The organism is Pantoea sp. UBA4549 (genome assembly GCF_002387285.1).
GTDB classification, from domain to species: Bacteria; Pseudomonadota; Gammaproteobacteria; order Enterobacterales; family Enterobacteriaceae; genus Pantoea; species Pantoea borealis.
This window is the reverse complement of sequence record NZ_DGLH01000006.1, coordinates 300,179-316,534: the sequence shown is the minus strand read 5'-3', so window position 1 is coordinate 316,534 and position 16,356 is coordinate 300,179. Positions and strand designations below refer to the sequence as shown.

Here is a 16,356-nt window from a genome sequence, read left to right as displayed (position 1 = left end):
CGGCAGGCCTTATAAGTTAACGACTCTCATAAAATTTCTGGAAGACAGCCAGGGTTTCGTCACTGACGTGATGCTCCAGCCCTTCAGAGTCGCGTCGTGCGGTCTCCGGGCTGACGCCTAATGCCAGCAAAAATGTTTCAACGATATGATGGCGAACGCGGCTTGCCTCCGCGAGTTTTTCGCCTTCAGGCGTCAGGAAGACGCCACGATAGGGTACCTGCTCTACCAGGCCTGTCGTGCTCAGACGCTTCAGCATTTTTGCCACAGTGGGTTGCGATACGCCAAGACGCGCCGCCATATCCACCTGACGCGCCTCACCAAATTCACGAATGAGATCGGAAATCAGCTCGACGTAATCATCAATCAATTCACGACGATGAGCTTCGCGCACCTGACGAAAGCCTTCAACATGCTCCTCAATATCCTTAAGCGGCCCCTGAGGGGTATTGATGGCATTTTTCGCACGACGACTCATTAAGCTTCCTCTTTATTATCTGCCGCACCTTACCTGCCGTGCGGACTGGCTGCGCTCATTGTAAACCAGGCGCAAATAAGCACAAATTTTTCATGAATAGTGTTGGCTAAAGAGTATAGCCAATGCTATCTTTGTACATGATGTAAGCGAAAAGCGTGAAAAGGCAGCAGTGTCCGGTACGCAGCCGCGCTTACGCATCATCTGTTATTCATGGGGAGGTGAAGATGAGCACCCTGAAAAACTGCCTTGATTGTGGCAAATGCCCGCAAGCCGCTCAGCGCAAGCCCGCTTTTGATATCAAATCGCTGCTCTGCCTGTTCAGCCGCTCGCCTTTTGCGCTCCGTCTGATGCTGCTGGAAAAGCTCGCAGGCAAAAAGTGTGAACGCCCGTGCGAGCAGATTATCTGGCGCGGCTGAACGTCCGCAAGGCTACTGCTTAACCCGCCCAATGGCGGGTTTTTGTTTTTCTGCCCTGCTCTGCTGCAACTCAACACGCAGGCAAAAAAAAAACGGCCCCCTGCGGGACCGTTTCATGTGCAACTCTGGTCTAAGCTAAACTTAGAAGCTGTAACCGACGCCAGCGATCCAGGTGCCTACGTCAACGTTGCGGATGCGGCTCTGCTCGTAGCCCACGTCCAGCGCAACGTTTTCAATTGGGTTAAACTGCAGACCTGCGCCGTAAGAGAAGCCTACGTCGCTGCTGTCAGATTTAGACTGACCGGCAGTTTCGTTCTGCTGGAATTTACCGTAGCCGATACCTACAACACCGTAGATGCTCGCCCAGTCATTCAGACGGTAAGCCGGACCACCGGTGAAGCCGTAGTACTGGCCTTTGTTGTAAACACCATCTTCAGTACGATCTTTTTCGGTGTAGGTGAAAGAACCGATCCAGCCCAGTGGGTTGGAACCGTCTTCGTAGCGGTATTTCAGGTTGAAGCCGTTAGCTTTGTTAGCAACGCCCTGATAATCGCTCTGTGCGTAACCGCCAGAAACGGTGCTCTGTGCCATGGCTGAACCAGCAGAAACTGCCAGTACACAAGCCAGTGCTGAAAGACATGCAATTTTTTTCATAACCACCTCAAATGTGAAAATACTTCTCTCCTGACAACGCTAAAAATATAACAAAAGTTAGGGAGAAACTCTGCCCGGATTTTGTTGTCCAAGAGATTGTTTGGTGTAACAGAAAGTTAATGAAGTTTCCTATGTCATTCATTTTACTTATAAAATACGCGGTTATTTAGTTCAATAATTCTGCAAACAAAAAATGCCTTTAAGTAAATTCCTAAAGTAATCTGACAATTCTTTACAAAATTGGCCCTGCAAATGGCTCTTTTTTAGCCATTTTCTGAAGCGTAACTGGCCTTATTTTCTCCCTGTCCGCCAGTATTTGCTTTAAGCTACTCCACTTCGCTCACCCCTTATTTCCGGAATCGACAACAGGATGTCTGCGCCTCTTTCTCGCAAAAATAGCTTTCCCGTATGGCTGCCCGTCGTCATTTTACTTGTCGCTATGATGTCACTGCAGGGTGGCGCTTCGCTGGCAAAATTGCTGTTTGACGTGGCGGGCGCGCCTGGCATCACCGCGTTGCGTCTCGGACTCGGAACGCTACTGCTTTGTCTCTTTTTCAAGCCCTGGCGATTGCGCTTTACCCCCGCGCAGCGCAAACCTCTGCTGATTTACGGTCTGGCGCTCGGCTGTATGAACTTCCTGTTTTACCTCGCCCTGAGAACCATTCCGCTGGGAGTGGGCGTTGCGCTGGAGTTTCTCGGTCCGCTGGCGCTGGCGCTGGCGGGCGCACGCCGGCTGCTTGATTTTCTCTGGATCGCCCTGGCGGTCGCCGGCCTGTGGTTTCTGCTGCCGATTGGTGACGGTGTCAGCCATATTGATCCGCTGGGCGCCCTGCTGGCAGTCGGTGCCGGCGTCTGCTGGGCAATCTATATTCTCGCCGGGCAGCGTGCCGGCGCGGAGCACGGTCCGGCAACCGTGGCAATGGGTTCACTGATTGCTTCAGTCATCTTTGTGCCGCTGGGGCTGCTGTTTGCCTCGCCCGGCATCTGGCACTGGGAAATTCTGCCGCTGGCGCTGCTGATCGCTCTGCTCTCCAGTGCCATCCCCTATTCACTGGAGATGATTGCAATGACCCGTTTGCCGGCGCGGATCTTTGGTACGCTGATGAGCCTGGAACCCGCTGTGGCAGCCCTCTCCGGTATGCTATTTCTGGGTGAACGGCTTACTCTGCCGCAGTGGCTCGGTCTGCTGGCGATTATTGCCGCGTCAGCAGGCACAACGCTCACGATGCGACAGAAAGCCCGGCTGAAAGAAGTCGCATGAACCACCTTTAATTATCTCTGGCCGCTGCAGCCTGTTATTTCAGCAGGCTGCAACAGCATCCGGAATCATTATCATTCCGTTATCGCATCGCTAAAGCTGTTATTATTTTGTCACACTGAAAATGCTTTTCAGCTCCATATAATAACCAACTGATTAATATAGGTTATTGCGCAAGCATACTTATAAACCCGCCTTATGTCTTTATCTATCTCTGCTATCGGCCAGAACGCTTCAGCATATTTTATAACAGCTGCTATACTTATTTCCGTGCTTGATTAGGACAACATCAATTAGAGGACATAAATGATGAGTACCGCAAAACTGGTTAAAAACAATGCTTCCGATCTGATTTACACCCGCAATGATGTGGCTGACAGCGAAAAGAAAGCCACCATTGAGGTGCTCAACCGTCTGGTTGTGGAATTCATTGACCTGTCCCTGATCACCAAACAGGCGCACTGGAACATGCGCGGCGCAAACTTCATTGGCGTGCATGAAATGCTGGATGGATTCCGTGCTGCTATTACCGAACATCAGGACACCATTGCTGAACGCGTGATCCAGCTGGGCGGCGTGGCACTGGGCACCACGCAGGTCGTAAATGATAAAACGCCACTGCAGAGCTATCCGCTGAATATTCACAGCGTTCAGGATCACCTGAAAGCGCTGGCCGATCGCTACGCCATTGTGGCTAACGATACCCGCAAAGCGATCACTGAAGTCAAAGATGAAGATACTGCAGATATCTTCACCGCAGCGTCCCGCGATCTCGACAAGTTCCTGTGGTTTATCGAAGCCAATATCGAATAATTATCAGAGGCGGGTTATCCCGCCTTTTTTATTGCTGCTGCCCCGCTTTTTTGACCCTGTTAACACTTCTTTCATCCCACTCTTTTCTTGTCATCATCCTGATGCACACTGTGGCTGCACCAAAAATGTCATATGCACCATAACGGTGCCCATAAATAGTGCATAGGTTCATTTTTCTGCAAAATCGTGTCAGCTGATAGCCCTGCAGCCGGTAATTTCGGGCTGTTATTAAAGTTGGCATAATTTTTTCATATGACAGCCGCAGTGCAGGCCATCAGGCCTGCAGAGCAATAAAGGATAAAATGATGAAGTCTCTGTTTAACGTCTCTGTGGCCGCGCTGGCGCTGGCCTTTTCTCTTTCTTCTACCGCTGCAGACAAAAAACTGATTGTTGCGACCGACACCGCATTTGTTCCTTTTGAATTTAAACAGGGAGACAAATATGTTGGTTTTGATATCGATCTCTGGGATGCAGTGGCGAAAGAGCTGAAGCTGGATTACACCCTGAAGCCAATGGATTTCAGCGGCATCATTCCGGCACTGCAAACCAAAAATGTCGATCTGGCCCTGGCCGGCATTACCATTACCGAGGAACGTAAGAAAGCGATCGACTTTTCTGATGGCTACTATAAAAGCGGTCTGCTGGTGATGGTACGTAATAACGAAAATGACATTAAAGGCATCGACGATCTCAACGGTAAAACCGTTGCGGTGAAAAGCGGGACCGGCTCGGTGGACTATGCCAAAGCGCACATCAAAACCAAAGATTTGCGTCAGTTCCCGAATATCGACAACGCCTACATGGAGTTAGCCACTAACCGCGCTGACGCCGTGCTGCACGATACGCCGAATATTCTCTATTTTATCAATACTGCCGGTAAAGGCCGTTTCAAAGCGGTAGGCGAGTCGATTGAAGCTCAGCAATATGGTGTGGCACTGCCTAAAGGCAGTGATGAACTGCGCGACAAAATTAACGGTGCGCTGAAAACGCTGCGCGACAACGGTACTTACAACACAATCTATAAAAAATGGTTCGGTACTGAACCAAAATAATGCCTGCGTAAACGGGCTTATGCAGCAGGGCGCCCTTTGCGCCCTGCTTTTACCTTTTCCATTGCAACATATTCCGGAGTAACACCATGGAGTTTGACTGGAGCGTCATCTGGCCAGCCCTGCCGATTCTGATCGAAGGCGCCAAAATGACCCTGCTGATTTCCGTTCTTGGCCTGATAGGTGGCCTGATTATCGGCCTGGTTGCTGGCTTTGCCCGCGCCTACGGTGGCTGGATCACCAATAACGTCGCGCTGGTATTTATTGAGCTGATCCGCGGCACGCCGATTGTTGTGCAGGTCATGTTTATCTACTTTGCGCTGCCGATGGCTTTTCCCGATCTGCGTATCGATCCCTTCACTGCAGCGGTCGTGACCATCATGATCAACTCGGGTGCCTATATTGCCGAAATTACGCGTGGTGCCGTGCTCTCTATCAATAAAGGCTTCCGCGAAGCGGGCCTGGCACTGGGCCTGTCGCGCCGTGAGACGCTGCGCTATGTGATTATGCCGCTGGCCCTGCGCCGCATGCTCCCGCCGCTGGGCAACCAGTGGATTGTCAGTATTAAAGATACGTCGCTGTTTATCGTTATCGGCGTGGCGGAACTGACACGACAGGGCCAGGAGATTATTGCCGGTAACTTCCGCGCGCTGGAGATCTGGAGTGCGGTTGCCATCATCTATCTGATTATTACGCTGGTGTTGAGCTTTGTGCTGCGCCGTATTGAGAAAAGGGTGAAAATCCTGTGATTGAATTTAAAAACGTCTCTAAAAATTTCGGTCAGACGCAGGTTCTGCATGACATCAACCTGAAGATTAATCAGGGCGAAGTGGTGGTGATTATCGGCCCTTCCGGCTCCGGTAAGTCGACGCTGCTGCGCTGTATTAACAAACTGGAAGAGATCACCAGCGGCGATCTGATTGTCGACGGCATGAAAGTCAACGATCCGAAAGTTGATGAGCGCCTGATTCGTCAGGAAGCGGGCATGGTGTTTCAGCAGTTTCATCTCTTTCCGCAGATGAGCGCGCTGGATAACGTCGCCTTTGGTCCGATTCGCGTCCGTGGCGCGAAAAAAGAGGATGCTCACAAACTGGCGCGTGAGCTGCTGGGCAAAGTGGGTCTGGCTGAGCGCGCGCACCATTTCCCGGCTGAACTCTCTGGCGGTCAGCAGCAGCGCGTGGCGATTGCACGGGCGCTGGCTGTGAAGCCCAAAATGATGCTGTTTGATGAGCCGACATCTGCGCTTGACCCGGAGCTGCGTCATGAAGTGCTGAAGGTGATGCAGGATCTGGCCGAGGAAGGCATGACGATGGTGATCGTCACGCATGAAGTGGGTTTTGCACAGAAAGTTGCGTCGCGGCTGATCTTCATTGATAAGGGTACGATTGCGGAAGATGGCGATCCGGATACCCTGATCACCTCTCCGCCAAGCGAGCGTCTGCGCGAGTTTCTGCAGCACGTCTCCTGATGCGCTACGCACTCTGAATGAGGCCGCGCCGGGTAACCGGGCGGCCTTTTTTATCCGGCGCTTACCTTAGCGCTTCATCCGCTGTGCGCGGGTAGCGGGGGTCATAAAGCTCCAGGCGAGAAAGCGGCTCTGCTTCTGTCCCTGTGCCATGTTAACGATGCGTACCTCACAGGCCTCTACTGCGGCGAGCCGGTCGCGCAGCGCCGGAAGATTCTCTTTCCGCGAGACCAGCGACGTAAACCAGACAATGCTGCTGCCCTGCACGACGCTCTCATCAATCATACTGCCGATAAACGCCAGCTCACCGCCTTCACACCACAGCTCATTCTGCTGACCACCAAAATTGAGCGGCGCATTCTGCTTCAGTCCGAGATTGCGTACTTTGCGCTGACTGCCTGCTGCGGCATCAGCGGCCGAGGCATGAAACGGCGGATTGCACATAACAGCATGGTAGCGCTCGTTTTTATGGATCACACCGCTGAAAATCGCCTGCGGTTGTTTCTGGCGGCGCAGACGTATCGCACGCTGCAGCCCCGGATTGCCCGCCACAATCTGGCTGGCGGCGGCGATCGCCTCAGCGCTGGTATCTGTACCGGTAAAACGCCAGCCATACTCGGCGTGACCAATCAGGGGATAAATACAGTTGGCCCCGCAGCCAATATCCATGACATCAAGATCGCGCGGGAGCGCCCCGCCGTTGTCTCCCGCCAGCAGATCGGCCAGCGCGTGAACGTAATCCGCTCGGCCGGGTACCGGTGGCGTCAGATAGCCTTCCGGCAGCTGCCAGTTAAGGTTATAAAAGAGCTTCAGCAGCGCCTGATTAAGCAGCATCACCGCCTGCGGATCGGCAAAATCGATCGACTGTTCGCCGTGACCGTTAGGGCGAACCTTCGGCGCAAGCGGCGGATGTGCGGCGGTAAGCGCAGGAAAATCGTAACGCCCCTGGTGGCGATTGCGCGGATGAAAGGGCGTACTGGCGGCTGGCTTATTCATAGTCTCTCCGGAAAGTAAGGCGGGCGTAAGATACTCCGGCTGCTGCCAGCGCACAATCCGCTTACCGCAATTTTACGTTTACACCAGACTCTTTTAGCAACGTTTTTTGCAACGCACGTCGCCCGCCGCGATATGCCTTCATCTTCATTCAGGAGTTTTTATGACGCGCCATCGCTACAGCTACCAGCCCCGGGCCGGACACGGCCTGCCCCACGATCCACTGAACGCCATTATCGGTCCGCGTCCGATTGGCTGGATCAGTTCCCGGAGCCGCAGCGGTCAGGATAACCTCGCGCCTTACAGCTTTTTTAACTGCTTTAACTACCAGCCTCCGATTATCGGCTTCGCCAGCAGCGGCTGGAAAGACAGCGTGCAGAACATCAGCGAAAGCAAGGTGTTTGTCTGGAATCTGGCCACGCGCCCGCTGGCGGAAGCGATGAACGAAAGCTCCGCTTCGGTCGACAATGATGAGTTCGCGCTCGCCGGTCTGACGCCGGTTGCGGCCTCCCATATCGACTGCAGCATGGTGGCAGAGAGCCCGGTTAACTTTGAGTGTCGCCTGACGCAGCTGATCCGGCTGCAGGATGCGCAGGGCAACGAGCTGGAGAGCTGGCTGGTACTGGGTGAAGCGGTCGCCATTCATATTGATGAAGCGCTGCTGGAGGATGGTATCTATCAGACCGCCAGGGCGCAGCCGATTCTGCGCGCCGGGGGGCCTTCTGCCTATTACGGCATCAGCGAGGCGCAGCGTTTTGACCTGGTGCGCCCTGACGCGCGTAAACGGTAAGCGTTTAACGGCTTCCTGCCGTCAGTAGTGCGCCGAGCAGCTGCTGCAGCACCGGCTGCAGCTGTGAAGCGCGCGCCGGCTGCCAGGTGAAAGGCAGCGATTCATCCATGTAGTTGTGCTGCGCCAGCTCCAGCTGTACCGCCTCTACCCCCTGTGCCGGCTGACCATAGGCGCGCGTAATATATCCGCCTTTAAAGCGGCCATTCATCACCCAGCTGAATCGCTGCTGATCGGTACACACCTGCCTCAGCGCGTCGCTGACCGCCGCTGAGCAGCTGGCCCCATCATGGGTTCCCAGATTCAGATCGGGCAGCACACCGCTGAACAGCCGTGGTACCCGTGAAGCGATGGAGTGCGCATCAAACAACAGCGCGTAGCCATATTGCGCTTTCAGACGCGCCAGCTCCTGCTGCAGCTGCTGGTGATAGGGCTGCCACAGCGTCTGCAAATAGCGCTGACGCGTCGCGCTATCCGGCGTCATGCCGGGTGCAAATACCGGCGTGCCATCAAACAGCGTCTCCGGCCAGAGTCCGGTGGTCGCTGTGGTATAGAGCGGCTGATCATCGGGCGGCCGGTTGAGATCGATAACAAAACGGGAATAGCGTCCCGTCAGTACGCTGGCACCGAGATCGTGCGCAAAATCATACAGCTGCGGCAGATGCCAGTCGGTGTCCGGCAGCGAACGTGCCGCGTCGCTCAGCCCCGCCGCCACCTCCGGCGTAAGCTGCGTCCCGGCATGCGGTATTGAGATCAGCAGCGGCAGCCTGCCCGGCGTAAAATCAAAACTCATTGTGCTTCTCCACGATAGATAACCCGGCACGGCAGTTCGCCGCCCAGCCAGTAAGCCAGCTCGCCCGGACGCGTCAGCGGCCAGTGAACAAAGCTGGCGACTTTGCCCGCCTCCAGTGAGCCGTGCGTCTGCTGCAGCCCCAGCGCTTTCGCGCCCCACAGCGTCACCCCCGCCAGCGCCTCCTCCGGCGTCATGCCAAACAGCGTGCAGCCCATGTTCATCATCAGCCGCAGCGAAAGCGCGGGTGAAGTACCCGGATTGGCGTCGCTGGCGAGCGCCATCGGTACGCCGTAGCGGCGGAATAGCGCGACCGGCGGCCGCTGCGTTTCGCGCAGCAGATAGAACGCCCCCGGCAGCAGCACCGCAACGGTACCGTGCTCTGCCATCGCACGGACATCCTCTTCGCTGGCGTACTCCAGATGGTCAGCGGAGAGCGCGCCGTAGCGTGCGGCCAGTGCCGCCCCGCCCTGCGCCGAGAGCTGTTCAGCGTGCAGTTTTACCGGCAGATCCAGCGCGCGCGCTGCATCAAACACCGCGCTGACCTGCGCAGGCGACAGCGCCAGATGTTCGCAGAATGCATCCACCGCATCCGCCAGATTTTCCTCTTTTACCTGCGGCAGCAGCCGCTGGCAGATGATATCGATCCAGCCCTGCGGGTTGTCACGGAACGCCGGCGGGATCGCATGCGCGGCCAGACAGGTTGCGATGACATCAGCCGGCACGCCGGTTGCCAGCTGGCGTATGGCGCGCAGCATTTTCAGCTCGCTCTCTTCATCCAGACCGTACCCTGATTTAATTTCTACCGTGGTCACCCCCTCCGCCAGCAGATGGGCCAGCCGCGCCCGCGCTGACGCCACCAGCGCCTCCTGTGACGCGGACCGCGTGGCGCGTACCGTGGCAAGAATGCCGCCGCCCTGCGCGGCGATCTCTGCATAACTGACCCCGTTGAGACGCTGCTCAAATTCCGCGCTGCGATCGCCGGCGAACAGCAGATGCGTATGGCAATCCACCAGCCCCGGCGTAATGATGCCGCCGCTGAACGTATGCCGCTGACGCGGCGCGAACGCCGGCAGTTCACTGCGCGGTCCGACCCATACCAGACCGCCGTTATCCACGGCCAGCGCACCATCGGGAATGATGTTATAGCGTCCGTCACGCAGCGTAACGATATCTGCGCCCAGCCACAGGCTGTCGATCTGCTTCGCGTTATTCATGTCCGGTTCCCCGCGTGCGGACGATTTACACGTCCTGCTAAAGTATGTATATGTATATACAACTTTCCTGCCTGAAGGATCAACCATGACCACCTATTTTGCCCCGCGCGCCCGGCTGGCAGATGGCTGGCACCACCACGTTACGCTGGAGGTCAGCGACGCCGGTTTTATCACCCGCGTTACGCCAGACAGTACGCCAGGCGCTGCGATACCGCTGGCGGGGGCCGTCATTCCCGCCATGAGCAACCTGCACTCGCATGCGTTTCAGCGTGCGATGGCCGGGCTGGCCGAGGTTGCGGGCGATCCGCAGGATAGCTTCTGGACCTGGCGCGATCTGATGTATCGCATGGTGGCGCGGCTGACGCCACAGCAGGTAGGCGACATCGCCACCTGGCTCTATATAGAGTTGCTGAAAGGCGGCTACAGCCAGGTCGCTGAGTTTCACTATCTGCATCACGATCCGCAGGGCCAGCCCTACCCTGATGATGCCATGCTGCAGCAGGTAATGCTGGCCGCAGAGCGCACCGGTATCGGCCAGACGCTGCTGCCGGTGCTTTACAGCTACAGCGGTTTTGGCGCACAGCCTGCCAGTACCGGACAGCGCCGTTTTATCCAGCAGACCGGCGCTTACCTGCGACAGCTGCAGCGCGTGGCTGCCGCCTGTGCAGATAACCCGCTGCTGAACTACGGCATCTGCTTTCATTCGCTGCGCGCGGTAAGCGAAGTGCAGATGCACGAGGTGCTGGCCGCCGCGCCGCGCGATCTGCCGGTGCATATCCATATTGCCGAGCAGGAAAAAGAGGTCAGCGACAGTCTGGCGTGGAGCGGCGAGCGTCCGATCGCCTGGCTGCTGCGCCGCTTCAGCGTTGATGCACGCTGGTGCCTGATCCACGCCACCCATCCGGATGAGAACGAGCTGCAGCAGCTTGCCGCCAGCGGGGCGGTCGCGGGGTTATGCCCGACGACCGAAGCCAACCTCGGCGACGGTATTTTTCCGGCGAGTGCCTATATTGCACAGGGCGGGCGCTGGGGGATCGGATCGGACAGTCACGTCTCGGTCAGCGCCCGGGAAGAGCTGCGCTGGCTGGAGTACGGGCAGCGGCTGCGCGACAGGCGACGCAACCGCCTTGCGCTGCCGCAGCAGCCGTCAGTAGGCGATCTGCTGTGGCAGCAGGCTGCTGCCGGGGGCGCTCAGGCATGCGGCATTCGCAGCGGCGTGCTGGCACCCGGCCTGCGCGCTGACTGGCTGGTACTGCGCGACGACCCTCTGCTCAGCGTGACTCCCTCCGACGCCCTGCTCAACCGCTGGCTGTTTGCCGGCGCGCGCAGCGGGATCCGGGATACCTTTGTTGCCGGCCGGCAGGTGATCGCTGACGGTCAGCACGCAGAGGAGGCGCAGGCGGCAGTCCGCGCCGCCGCCGCGCTGCGGGCGCTGCAGTGATGCACCGCTTCCGCTACGACGCGCTGCCGGTCAGCCGCTGGCGCAACGGCGGCGGCGAGACGCGCGAAATTGTCAGCTTTCCGCCCGGCGCGGCGGATTTTGGCTGGCGGGCCAGCATCGCCACGCTTGACGCCAGCGGCCCTTTTTCGCTGTTTCCTGGCGTGGATCGGGTGATCACCCTGCTGCAGGGCGACAGCCCGCTGCTGCAGAGCGGCCAGCAGGCGCACCGGCTGCAGAGACACCAGCCGTGGCGATTTGCCGGAGACGCCGCGGTACAGGCGACCGTACACGGCCGCTGCAGCGATTTTAATATCATGACCCGTCGCGACAGCTGGCGGGCGGATGTCAGCATCGTGCAGGACTCACCGCAGCAGAGCCTGCACGGCGTGGCTTATGTGTTATCCGGCGCGTGGCAGTGCGCCTCAGGTGACATGCTGCAGCCGGCGCAGGGGATCTGGTGGCTGGATGAGGCGCTGACGCTGGCACCGCAGAGCTGCGATGCCCTGCTGCTCTGGTGCCGGCTCAGCCGTGTCCTTTAAAACGTCCCAGCAGCTTATAGCGTGAGCCGGGATAGAGCAGCCGCGCATAGGTCACGATCTTACTGTCGCTCCATGTCTGACGCCGGATCAATAAACAGGGTTCATGCTCTTCCAGCGCCAGATGCCTGCGCTGGCGCAAATCGGGCAGTACCGCTTCAACGATATGCTCGCCGGCGGTCAGCGGCGCGACCCGCATCAGATAGGTATAGGGGGTGACGCTCTGGTAATCCTGTTGCAGATAGTCAGGCGCCATCTGCGGGTTCACCAGACGATCTTCCAGCTGCACCGGCAGGTCGTTTTCATAGTGCACCATCAGCGAATGAAACAGCGGCTGGCCGGTGCGCATACCCAGCAGCGCCGCCTGCTCCGGATCTGCCCGCCCCTGCGCCAGCGTCAGGATCTGGCAGCGATGCTGATGACCGCGCTGCGCAATCTCATCCGCAATGTTATGCACTTCCAGCATTGCCGTGTAGCCCTTCATCTCTGCGACAAACGTACCCACACCCTGCATACGCAGCAGATAACCTTCAGCGGTGAGTTCACGCAGCGCGCGGTTGATGGTCATCCGGCTGACGCCCAGCTCGCTGACCAGCTCGCTCTCTGAGGGTACGCGCTGCCTGGCTTTCCACTCTCCGGCACGGATCTGGCTGATAATCGCCTGCTTGACGCGCTGGTAAATCGGTGCCGGTTCATCGCCCATGGCGGCGGCTAACTGCGCCAGTGCCGTTTGCTCGGTCATCTGCTGTTCCTTTCTGCTCTGAGAAGGAAAGTTTACTGGTCCGGCGGGCAGATGTATAGACATGCAGTGGTGCAGTCCGGTCACGTCGGGTGCAGAGGCTGCTGCTTTAGCGTGCAGCAGATTGACTCCCTGACCTGCTCACCTGCAGTGCGGCACATTTCACAAATTACAGGGAAACTGGCATAGTGTTTGCTACTTGTATAGACAGGAATAACGTACCTGTGCTTCACTCGGCTTACTGCAGGCGAGTTCTATAACGCCCGGCGTTACGGCGTATTACTGCGCCTGCCACTTACTTGTATATACAGGAGTAGATCATGTCGCATGCACTGCAGGAAATCTGCCTGGAACCCGGCGAGGTGGATCTCGCAACCCTGCGTACTATCTATCAGCAGCCGGTGACGTTACAGCTGACGCCCGCAGCGCGCAGTGCTGTGCACCGCGCCCATACTACCGTCAAAGAGATCGTCGCGTCCGGCAGCGTGGTGTATGGCATCAATACCGGCTTTGGCAAGCTGGCACAGACGCAAATCCCTGCCGCCCGCCTGGCTGAGCTGCAGCGTAATCTGGTGCTGTCGCACAGCGTCGGTCTGGGCGATCTGCTGCCGGATAACGTCACGCGCCTGGTGATCGCCAGCAAGATTATCAGTCTGGCGCGCGGCCATTCCGGTGTACGCATTGAGCTGGTGGACGCCCTGCTGGCGCTGTTTAACGCCGGGGTTATGCCCTGTATTCCGGCGAAAGGCTCAGTGGGCGCGTCCGGCGATCTGGCGCCGCTGGCGCACCTGTCGCTGATGCTGCTGGGTGAAGGTGAGGTGCGCATTGCAGGCGAACGCCTGCCGGCAGCGGAAGGCCTGGCGCGCGCCGGTCTGACGCCGATTGTGCTCGGGCCGAAAGAGGGACTGGCGCTGCTGAACGGCACCCAGGTTTCTGCGGCCCTGGCGCTGCGCGGCCTGTTTGAAGCGGAAAATATTTTCTCTGCCGCACTGATGGCGGGCGCGCTCTCGCTGGAAGCGATCAAAGGCTCCGTTAAACCTTATGATGCGCGTATCCATCAGGCGCGCGGCCAGCCTGGCCAGATCGCTGTTGCCGCCGCCGTCAGCTCGCTGCTTACCGGCAGCGGGATCCTGCAGTCGCATACCCATTGCGGACGCGTTCAGGATCCCTATTCCATTCGCTGCGTGCCGCAGGTCATGGGCGCCTGCCTTGATAATCTCAGCCACGCCGCGCGCGTGCTGCAGACTGAGGCTAATGCCGCTTCTGATAACCCGCTGGTTTTCAGCGACAGCGGTGAGGTGATCTCCGGCGGCAACTTCCACGCCGAGCCGGTGGCGTTTGCTGCTGACATTATTGCCCTCGCCGTGGCCGAAATAGGGGCTATCTCTGAGCGCCGTCTGGCGCTGCTGCTGGACAGCGGCCTCTCCGGCCTGCCGCCTTTTCTGGTACAGGATGGCGGCGTGAACTCCGGCTTTATGATTGCCCAGGTGACCGCTGCCGCGCTGGCGTCAGAAAACAAGTCGCTGGCGCACCCCGGCAGCGTAGACAGTCTGCCTACGTCGGCCAATCAGGAAGATCACGTCTCTATGGCCACCTATGCAGCACGCCGTCTCGGAGAGATGTGTTTTAACACCGCGGCGGTGGTCGGCATTGAAGCGATGGCGGCCGCTCAGGGCATTGAGTTTCACCGGCCGCTGCAGAGTTCAGCCGTACTTGAACAGGAGATGCAGCGCATCCGCACCAGGGTGGCATTTCTTGCCAGCGACCGCCTGCTGGCACCCGATATTGAGGCGATGCGTCTGTGGGCCGCTGACGCACAGTGGCCTGAGGCGCTAAAAACGTTGCTGCCGAGCCAGCGCCAGAAACAGCACTAAGGAACCGATCATGAGCGATACCCTGACGCAGGCTGTGGCCCGCGAAATCCGTGCCCCGCACGGAAGTGAACTGCACTGCGCTAACTGGCTTATCGAAGCCGCCTGGCGCATGATCCAGAATAACCTTGATCCTGATGTCGCCGAGCGTCCGGACGATCTGGTGGTCTACGGCGGGATCGGCAAGGCCGCACGTAACTGGTCTTGTTTTGAGCAGATCCTGCGCTCACTGCGCCTGCTGCAGCCGGATGAGACGCTGCTGATCCAGTCCGGCAAACCGGTGGGCGTGTTTCGCACTCATGCCGATGCACCGCGCGTGCTGCTGGCTAACTCCAACCTGGTACCGCACTGGGCGAACTGGGGTCACTTTCATGAGCTGGATCGCGCCGGCCTGATGATGTATGGCCAGATGACCGCCGGCTCATGGATCTACATCGGTGCTCAGGGCATTGTGCAGGGAACGTTTGAGACCTTTGCAGAAGCGGGACGACAGCACTATCACGGCGATCTTGCCGGCCGCTGGATCCTCACCGCGGGCCTCGGCGGCATGGGCGGCGCCCAGCCGCTGGCCGGCGTGCTGGCAGGGGCCTGCGTTTTAGCGATTGAGTGTCAGGAGTCGCGCATCGATTTTCGCCTGCGCACCCGCTATCTCGATCACAAAGCGCGCACGCTGGATGAGGCGCTGGCGCTGATTGAACAGGCGACTGCGGCAAAAGAGGCGATCTCTGTCGGCCTGCTGGGCAACGCGGCAGAGATCCTGCCGGAGCTGGTAAACCGCGCCCGCGCCGGCGGCATGCGACCCGATATCGTGACCGATCAGACCTCTGCGCACGATCCGGTAAATGGCTATCTGCCGCAGGGCTGGGATGTGGCACGCTGGCAGGCGGAGCGCCAGCGCAATCCGAAAGCAGTTGAACAGGCGGCGCGCGCCTCTATGGCGGTACACGTCCGGGCCATGCTTGAGTTTCACCATATGGGCGTACCGACCGTGGACTACGGCAATAACATTCGCCAGGTGGCTCTGGATGAGGGCGTCAGCAACGCCTTTGACTTCCCGGGCTTTGTCCCTGCTTACATCCGTCCGCTGTTCTGCGAGGGCAAAGGCCCGTTCCGCTGGGTGGCGCTCTCGGGCGATCCTGAGGATATCTATAAAACAGACGCGAAATTAAAAGCGCTGTTTCCGGATAACCTCAATCTGCATCGCTGGCTCGACATGGCGCAGGCGCGTATCGCCTTTCAGGGTCTGCCCGCCCGTATCTGCTGGCTGGGACTGGGCGAGCGCCATCTGGCTGCGCTGGCGTTCAACGAGATGGTGCGCAATGGCGAGCTGAAAGCGCCGGTAGTGATTGGCCGCGATCATCTCGACTGCGGTTCGGTGGCGTCTCCTAATCGCGAAACAGAAGCGATGCGCGACGGCTCGGATGCCGTATCCGACTGGCCGCTGCTTAACGCCCTGCTGAACACGGCCGGCGGCGCCACCTGGGTCAGCCTGCATCATGGCGGCGGCGTCGGCATGGGTTTTTCACAGCATGCCGGCGTCGTGATTGTCTGTGACGGTACGCCTGAAGCGGATGCGCGGCTGGCGCGCGTCCTGTGGAACGACCCGGCCACCGGTGTGATGCGGCATGCTGATGCCGGCTACGAGCAGGCGCAGGCGTGTGCCGTGCGGCACGGGCTGAATTTGCCGATGCTGACCTGACGACCTGGCGCGCAGGGACGCGTGTCCGCGGCTGGTCAGGATGTTATATTCCATAAAGGTATATTCTATAGCCAAATTATTCCGTTTAGCGATAGACGCTCCGGCGACATATCACTACAGTGATGACTTACCCCCCGCGCTGGCGCGCGCTGC

At 58.4% G+C, this 16,356-nt stretch carries 17 protein-coding genes; 11 read left to right on the top strand and 6 right to left on the bottom strand.

Annotated features, from left to right (window positions below; all coding sequences use genetic code 11):
• Positions 1 to 16 precede the first annotated feature (16 nt).
• A complete protein-coding gene (mntR, locus tag B3041_RS04875; RefSeq protein ID WP_065649759.1) occupies positions 17 to 475 on the bottom strand; it encodes a manganese-binding transcriptional regulator MntR in 459 nt (152 codons plus the stop codon).
• A 224-nt stretch (positions 476 to 699) separates the two neighbouring features.
• On the opposite strand from mntR, the gene B3041_RS04870 reads away from it, so the two are divergent.
• Positions 700 to 891, top strand: coding sequence for a hypothetical protein (locus B3041_RS04870; protein WP_065649760.1), 192 nt, complete (start codon positions 700 to 702; stop codon positions 889 to 891).
• A 141-nt stretch (positions 892 to 1,032) separates the two neighbouring features.
• Here the strand turns inward: B3041_RS04870 and ompX are convergent, their stop codons facing one another.
• On the bottom strand, positions 1,033 to 1,545 hold the full coding sequence (ompX, locus tag B3041_RS04865) for an outer membrane protein OmpX (protein ID WP_065649761.1): 513 nt from the start codon (positions 1,543 to 1,545) through the stop codon (positions 1,033 to 1,035).
• A 370-nt stretch (positions 1,546 to 1,915) separates the two neighbouring features.
• On the opposite strand from ompX, the gene rhtA reads away from it, so the two are divergent.
• The 5 genes from rhtA (at position 1,916) to glnQ (ending at position 6,133) form a co-directional block, all read left to right on the top strand.
• Positions 1,916 to 2,806 carry a threonine/homoserine exporter RhtA gene (rhtA, locus tag B3041_RS04860; RefSeq protein ID WP_292969812.1) on the top strand — a complete coding sequence of 297 codons (891 nt, stop codon included), beginning with the start codon at positions 1,916 to 1,918 and terminating at the stop codon, positions 2,804 to 2,806.
• A 306-nt stretch (positions 2,807 to 3,112) separates the two neighbouring features.
• Positions 3,113 to 3,616: a DNA starvation/stationary phase protection protein Dps gene (gene dps, locus B3041_RS04855; RefSeq protein ID WP_039383410.1), complete on the top strand. Its 504-nt coding sequence runs from the start codon at positions 3,113 to 3,115 to the stop codon at positions 3,614 to 3,616.
• 305 nt (positions 3,617 to 3,921) lie between these two features.
• Positions 3,922 to 4,668, top strand: coding sequence for a glutamine ABC transporter substrate-binding protein GlnH (gene glnH, locus B3041_RS04850; protein ID WP_065649763.1), 747 nt, complete (start codon positions 3,922 to 3,924; stop codon positions 4,666 to 4,668).
• An 86-nt stretch (positions 4,669 to 4,754) separates the two neighbouring features.
• Positions 4,755 to 5,414: a glutamine ABC transporter permease GlnP gene (gene glnP / locus B3041_RS04845; RefSeq protein ID WP_039383407.1), complete on the top strand. Its 660-nt coding sequence runs from the start codon at positions 4,755 to 4,757 to the stop codon at positions 5,412 to 5,414.
• Complete coding sequence (gene glnQ, locus B3041_RS04840) at positions 5,411 to 6,133, top strand: glutamine ABC transporter ATP-binding protein GlnQ (RefSeq protein WP_065649764.1); 723 nt, start codon at positions 5,411 to 5,413, stop codon at positions 6,131 to 6,133. Before glnP ends, glnQ begins: the two co-directional genes overlap by 4 nt.
• A gap of 66 nt (positions 6,134 to 6,199) precedes the next feature.
• Here glnQ and rlmF read toward each other — a convergent pair whose 3' ends face one another.
• Positions 6,200 to 7,126, bottom strand: coding sequence for a 23S rRNA (adenine(1618)-N(6))-methyltransferase RlmF (gene rlmF / locus B3041_RS04835; RefSeq protein ID WP_292969808.1), 927 nt, complete (start codon positions 7,124 to 7,126; stop codon positions 6,200 to 6,202).
• A gap of 160 nt (positions 7,127 to 7,286) precedes the next feature.
• Here rlmF and B3041_RS04830 point away from each other — a divergent pair, with 160 nt between their 5' ends.
• Positions 7,287 to 7,913, top strand: a complete 627-nt coding sequence (locus B3041_RS04830) for a flavin reductase family protein (protein WP_065649766.1) — start codon at positions 7,287 to 7,289, stop codon at positions 7,911 to 7,913.
• A 4-nt stretch (positions 7,914 to 7,917) separates the two neighbouring features.
• On the opposite strand, the gene hutG is transcribed toward B3041_RS04830, so the two are convergent.
• Positions 7,918 to 8,703: an N-formylglutamate deformylase gene (gene hutG, locus B3041_RS04825; protein ID WP_065649767.1), complete on the bottom strand. Its 786-nt coding sequence runs from the start codon at positions 8,701 to 8,703 to the stop codon at positions 7,918 to 7,920.
• Positions 8,700 to 9,917 (bottom strand): imidazolonepropionase, encoded by a 1,218-nt coding sequence (gene hutI / locus B3041_RS04820; RefSeq protein WP_292969805.1) that lies wholly within the window; start codon positions 9,915 to 9,917, stop codon positions 8,700 to 8,702. Before hutI ends, hutG begins: the two co-directional genes overlap by 4 nt.
• A gap of 85 nt (positions 9,918 to 10,002) precedes the next feature.
• Between hutI and B3041_RS04815 the strand changes: the two genes are divergently transcribed.
• Both B3041_RS04815 and B3041_RS04810 read left to right on the top strand, forming a co-directional pair.
• Positions 10,003 to 11,358, top strand: coding sequence for a formimidoylglutamate deiminase (locus B3041_RS04815; protein WP_292969803.1), 1,356 nt, complete (start codon positions 10,003 to 10,005; stop codon positions 11,356 to 11,358).
• Entirely contained in the window at positions 11,355 to 11,897 is a 543-nt protein-coding gene (locus tag B3041_RS04810; protein WP_292969801.1) for a HutD family protein, read from the top strand. Before B3041_RS04815 ends, B3041_RS04810 begins: the two co-directional genes overlap by 4 nt.
• Here the strand turns inward: B3041_RS04810 and hutC are convergent.
• Positions 11,881 to 12,636 carry a histidine utilization repressor gene (gene hutC, locus B3041_RS04805; RefSeq protein ID WP_292969799.1) on the bottom strand — a complete coding sequence of 252 codons (756 nt, stop codon included), beginning with the start codon at positions 12,634 to 12,636 and terminating at the stop codon, positions 11,881 to 11,883. The genes B3041_RS04810 and hutC overlap by 17 nt on opposite strands.
• Positions 12,637 to 12,953: 317 nt before the next feature.
• Between hutC and hutH the strand changes: the two genes are divergently transcribed.
• A complete protein-coding gene (gene hutH, locus B3041_RS04800) occupies positions 12,954 to 14,507 on the top strand; it encodes a histidine ammonia-lyase (RefSeq protein WP_292969797.1) in 1,554 nt (517 codons plus the stop codon).
• Between the two features lie 10 nt (positions 14,508 to 14,517).
• Complete coding sequence (gene hutU, locus B3041_RS04795) at positions 14,518 to 16,203, top strand: urocanate hydratase (protein ID WP_292969795.1); 1,686 nt, start codon at positions 14,518 to 14,520, stop codon at positions 16,201 to 16,203.
• Positions 16,204 to 16,356 lie beyond the last annotated feature (153 nt).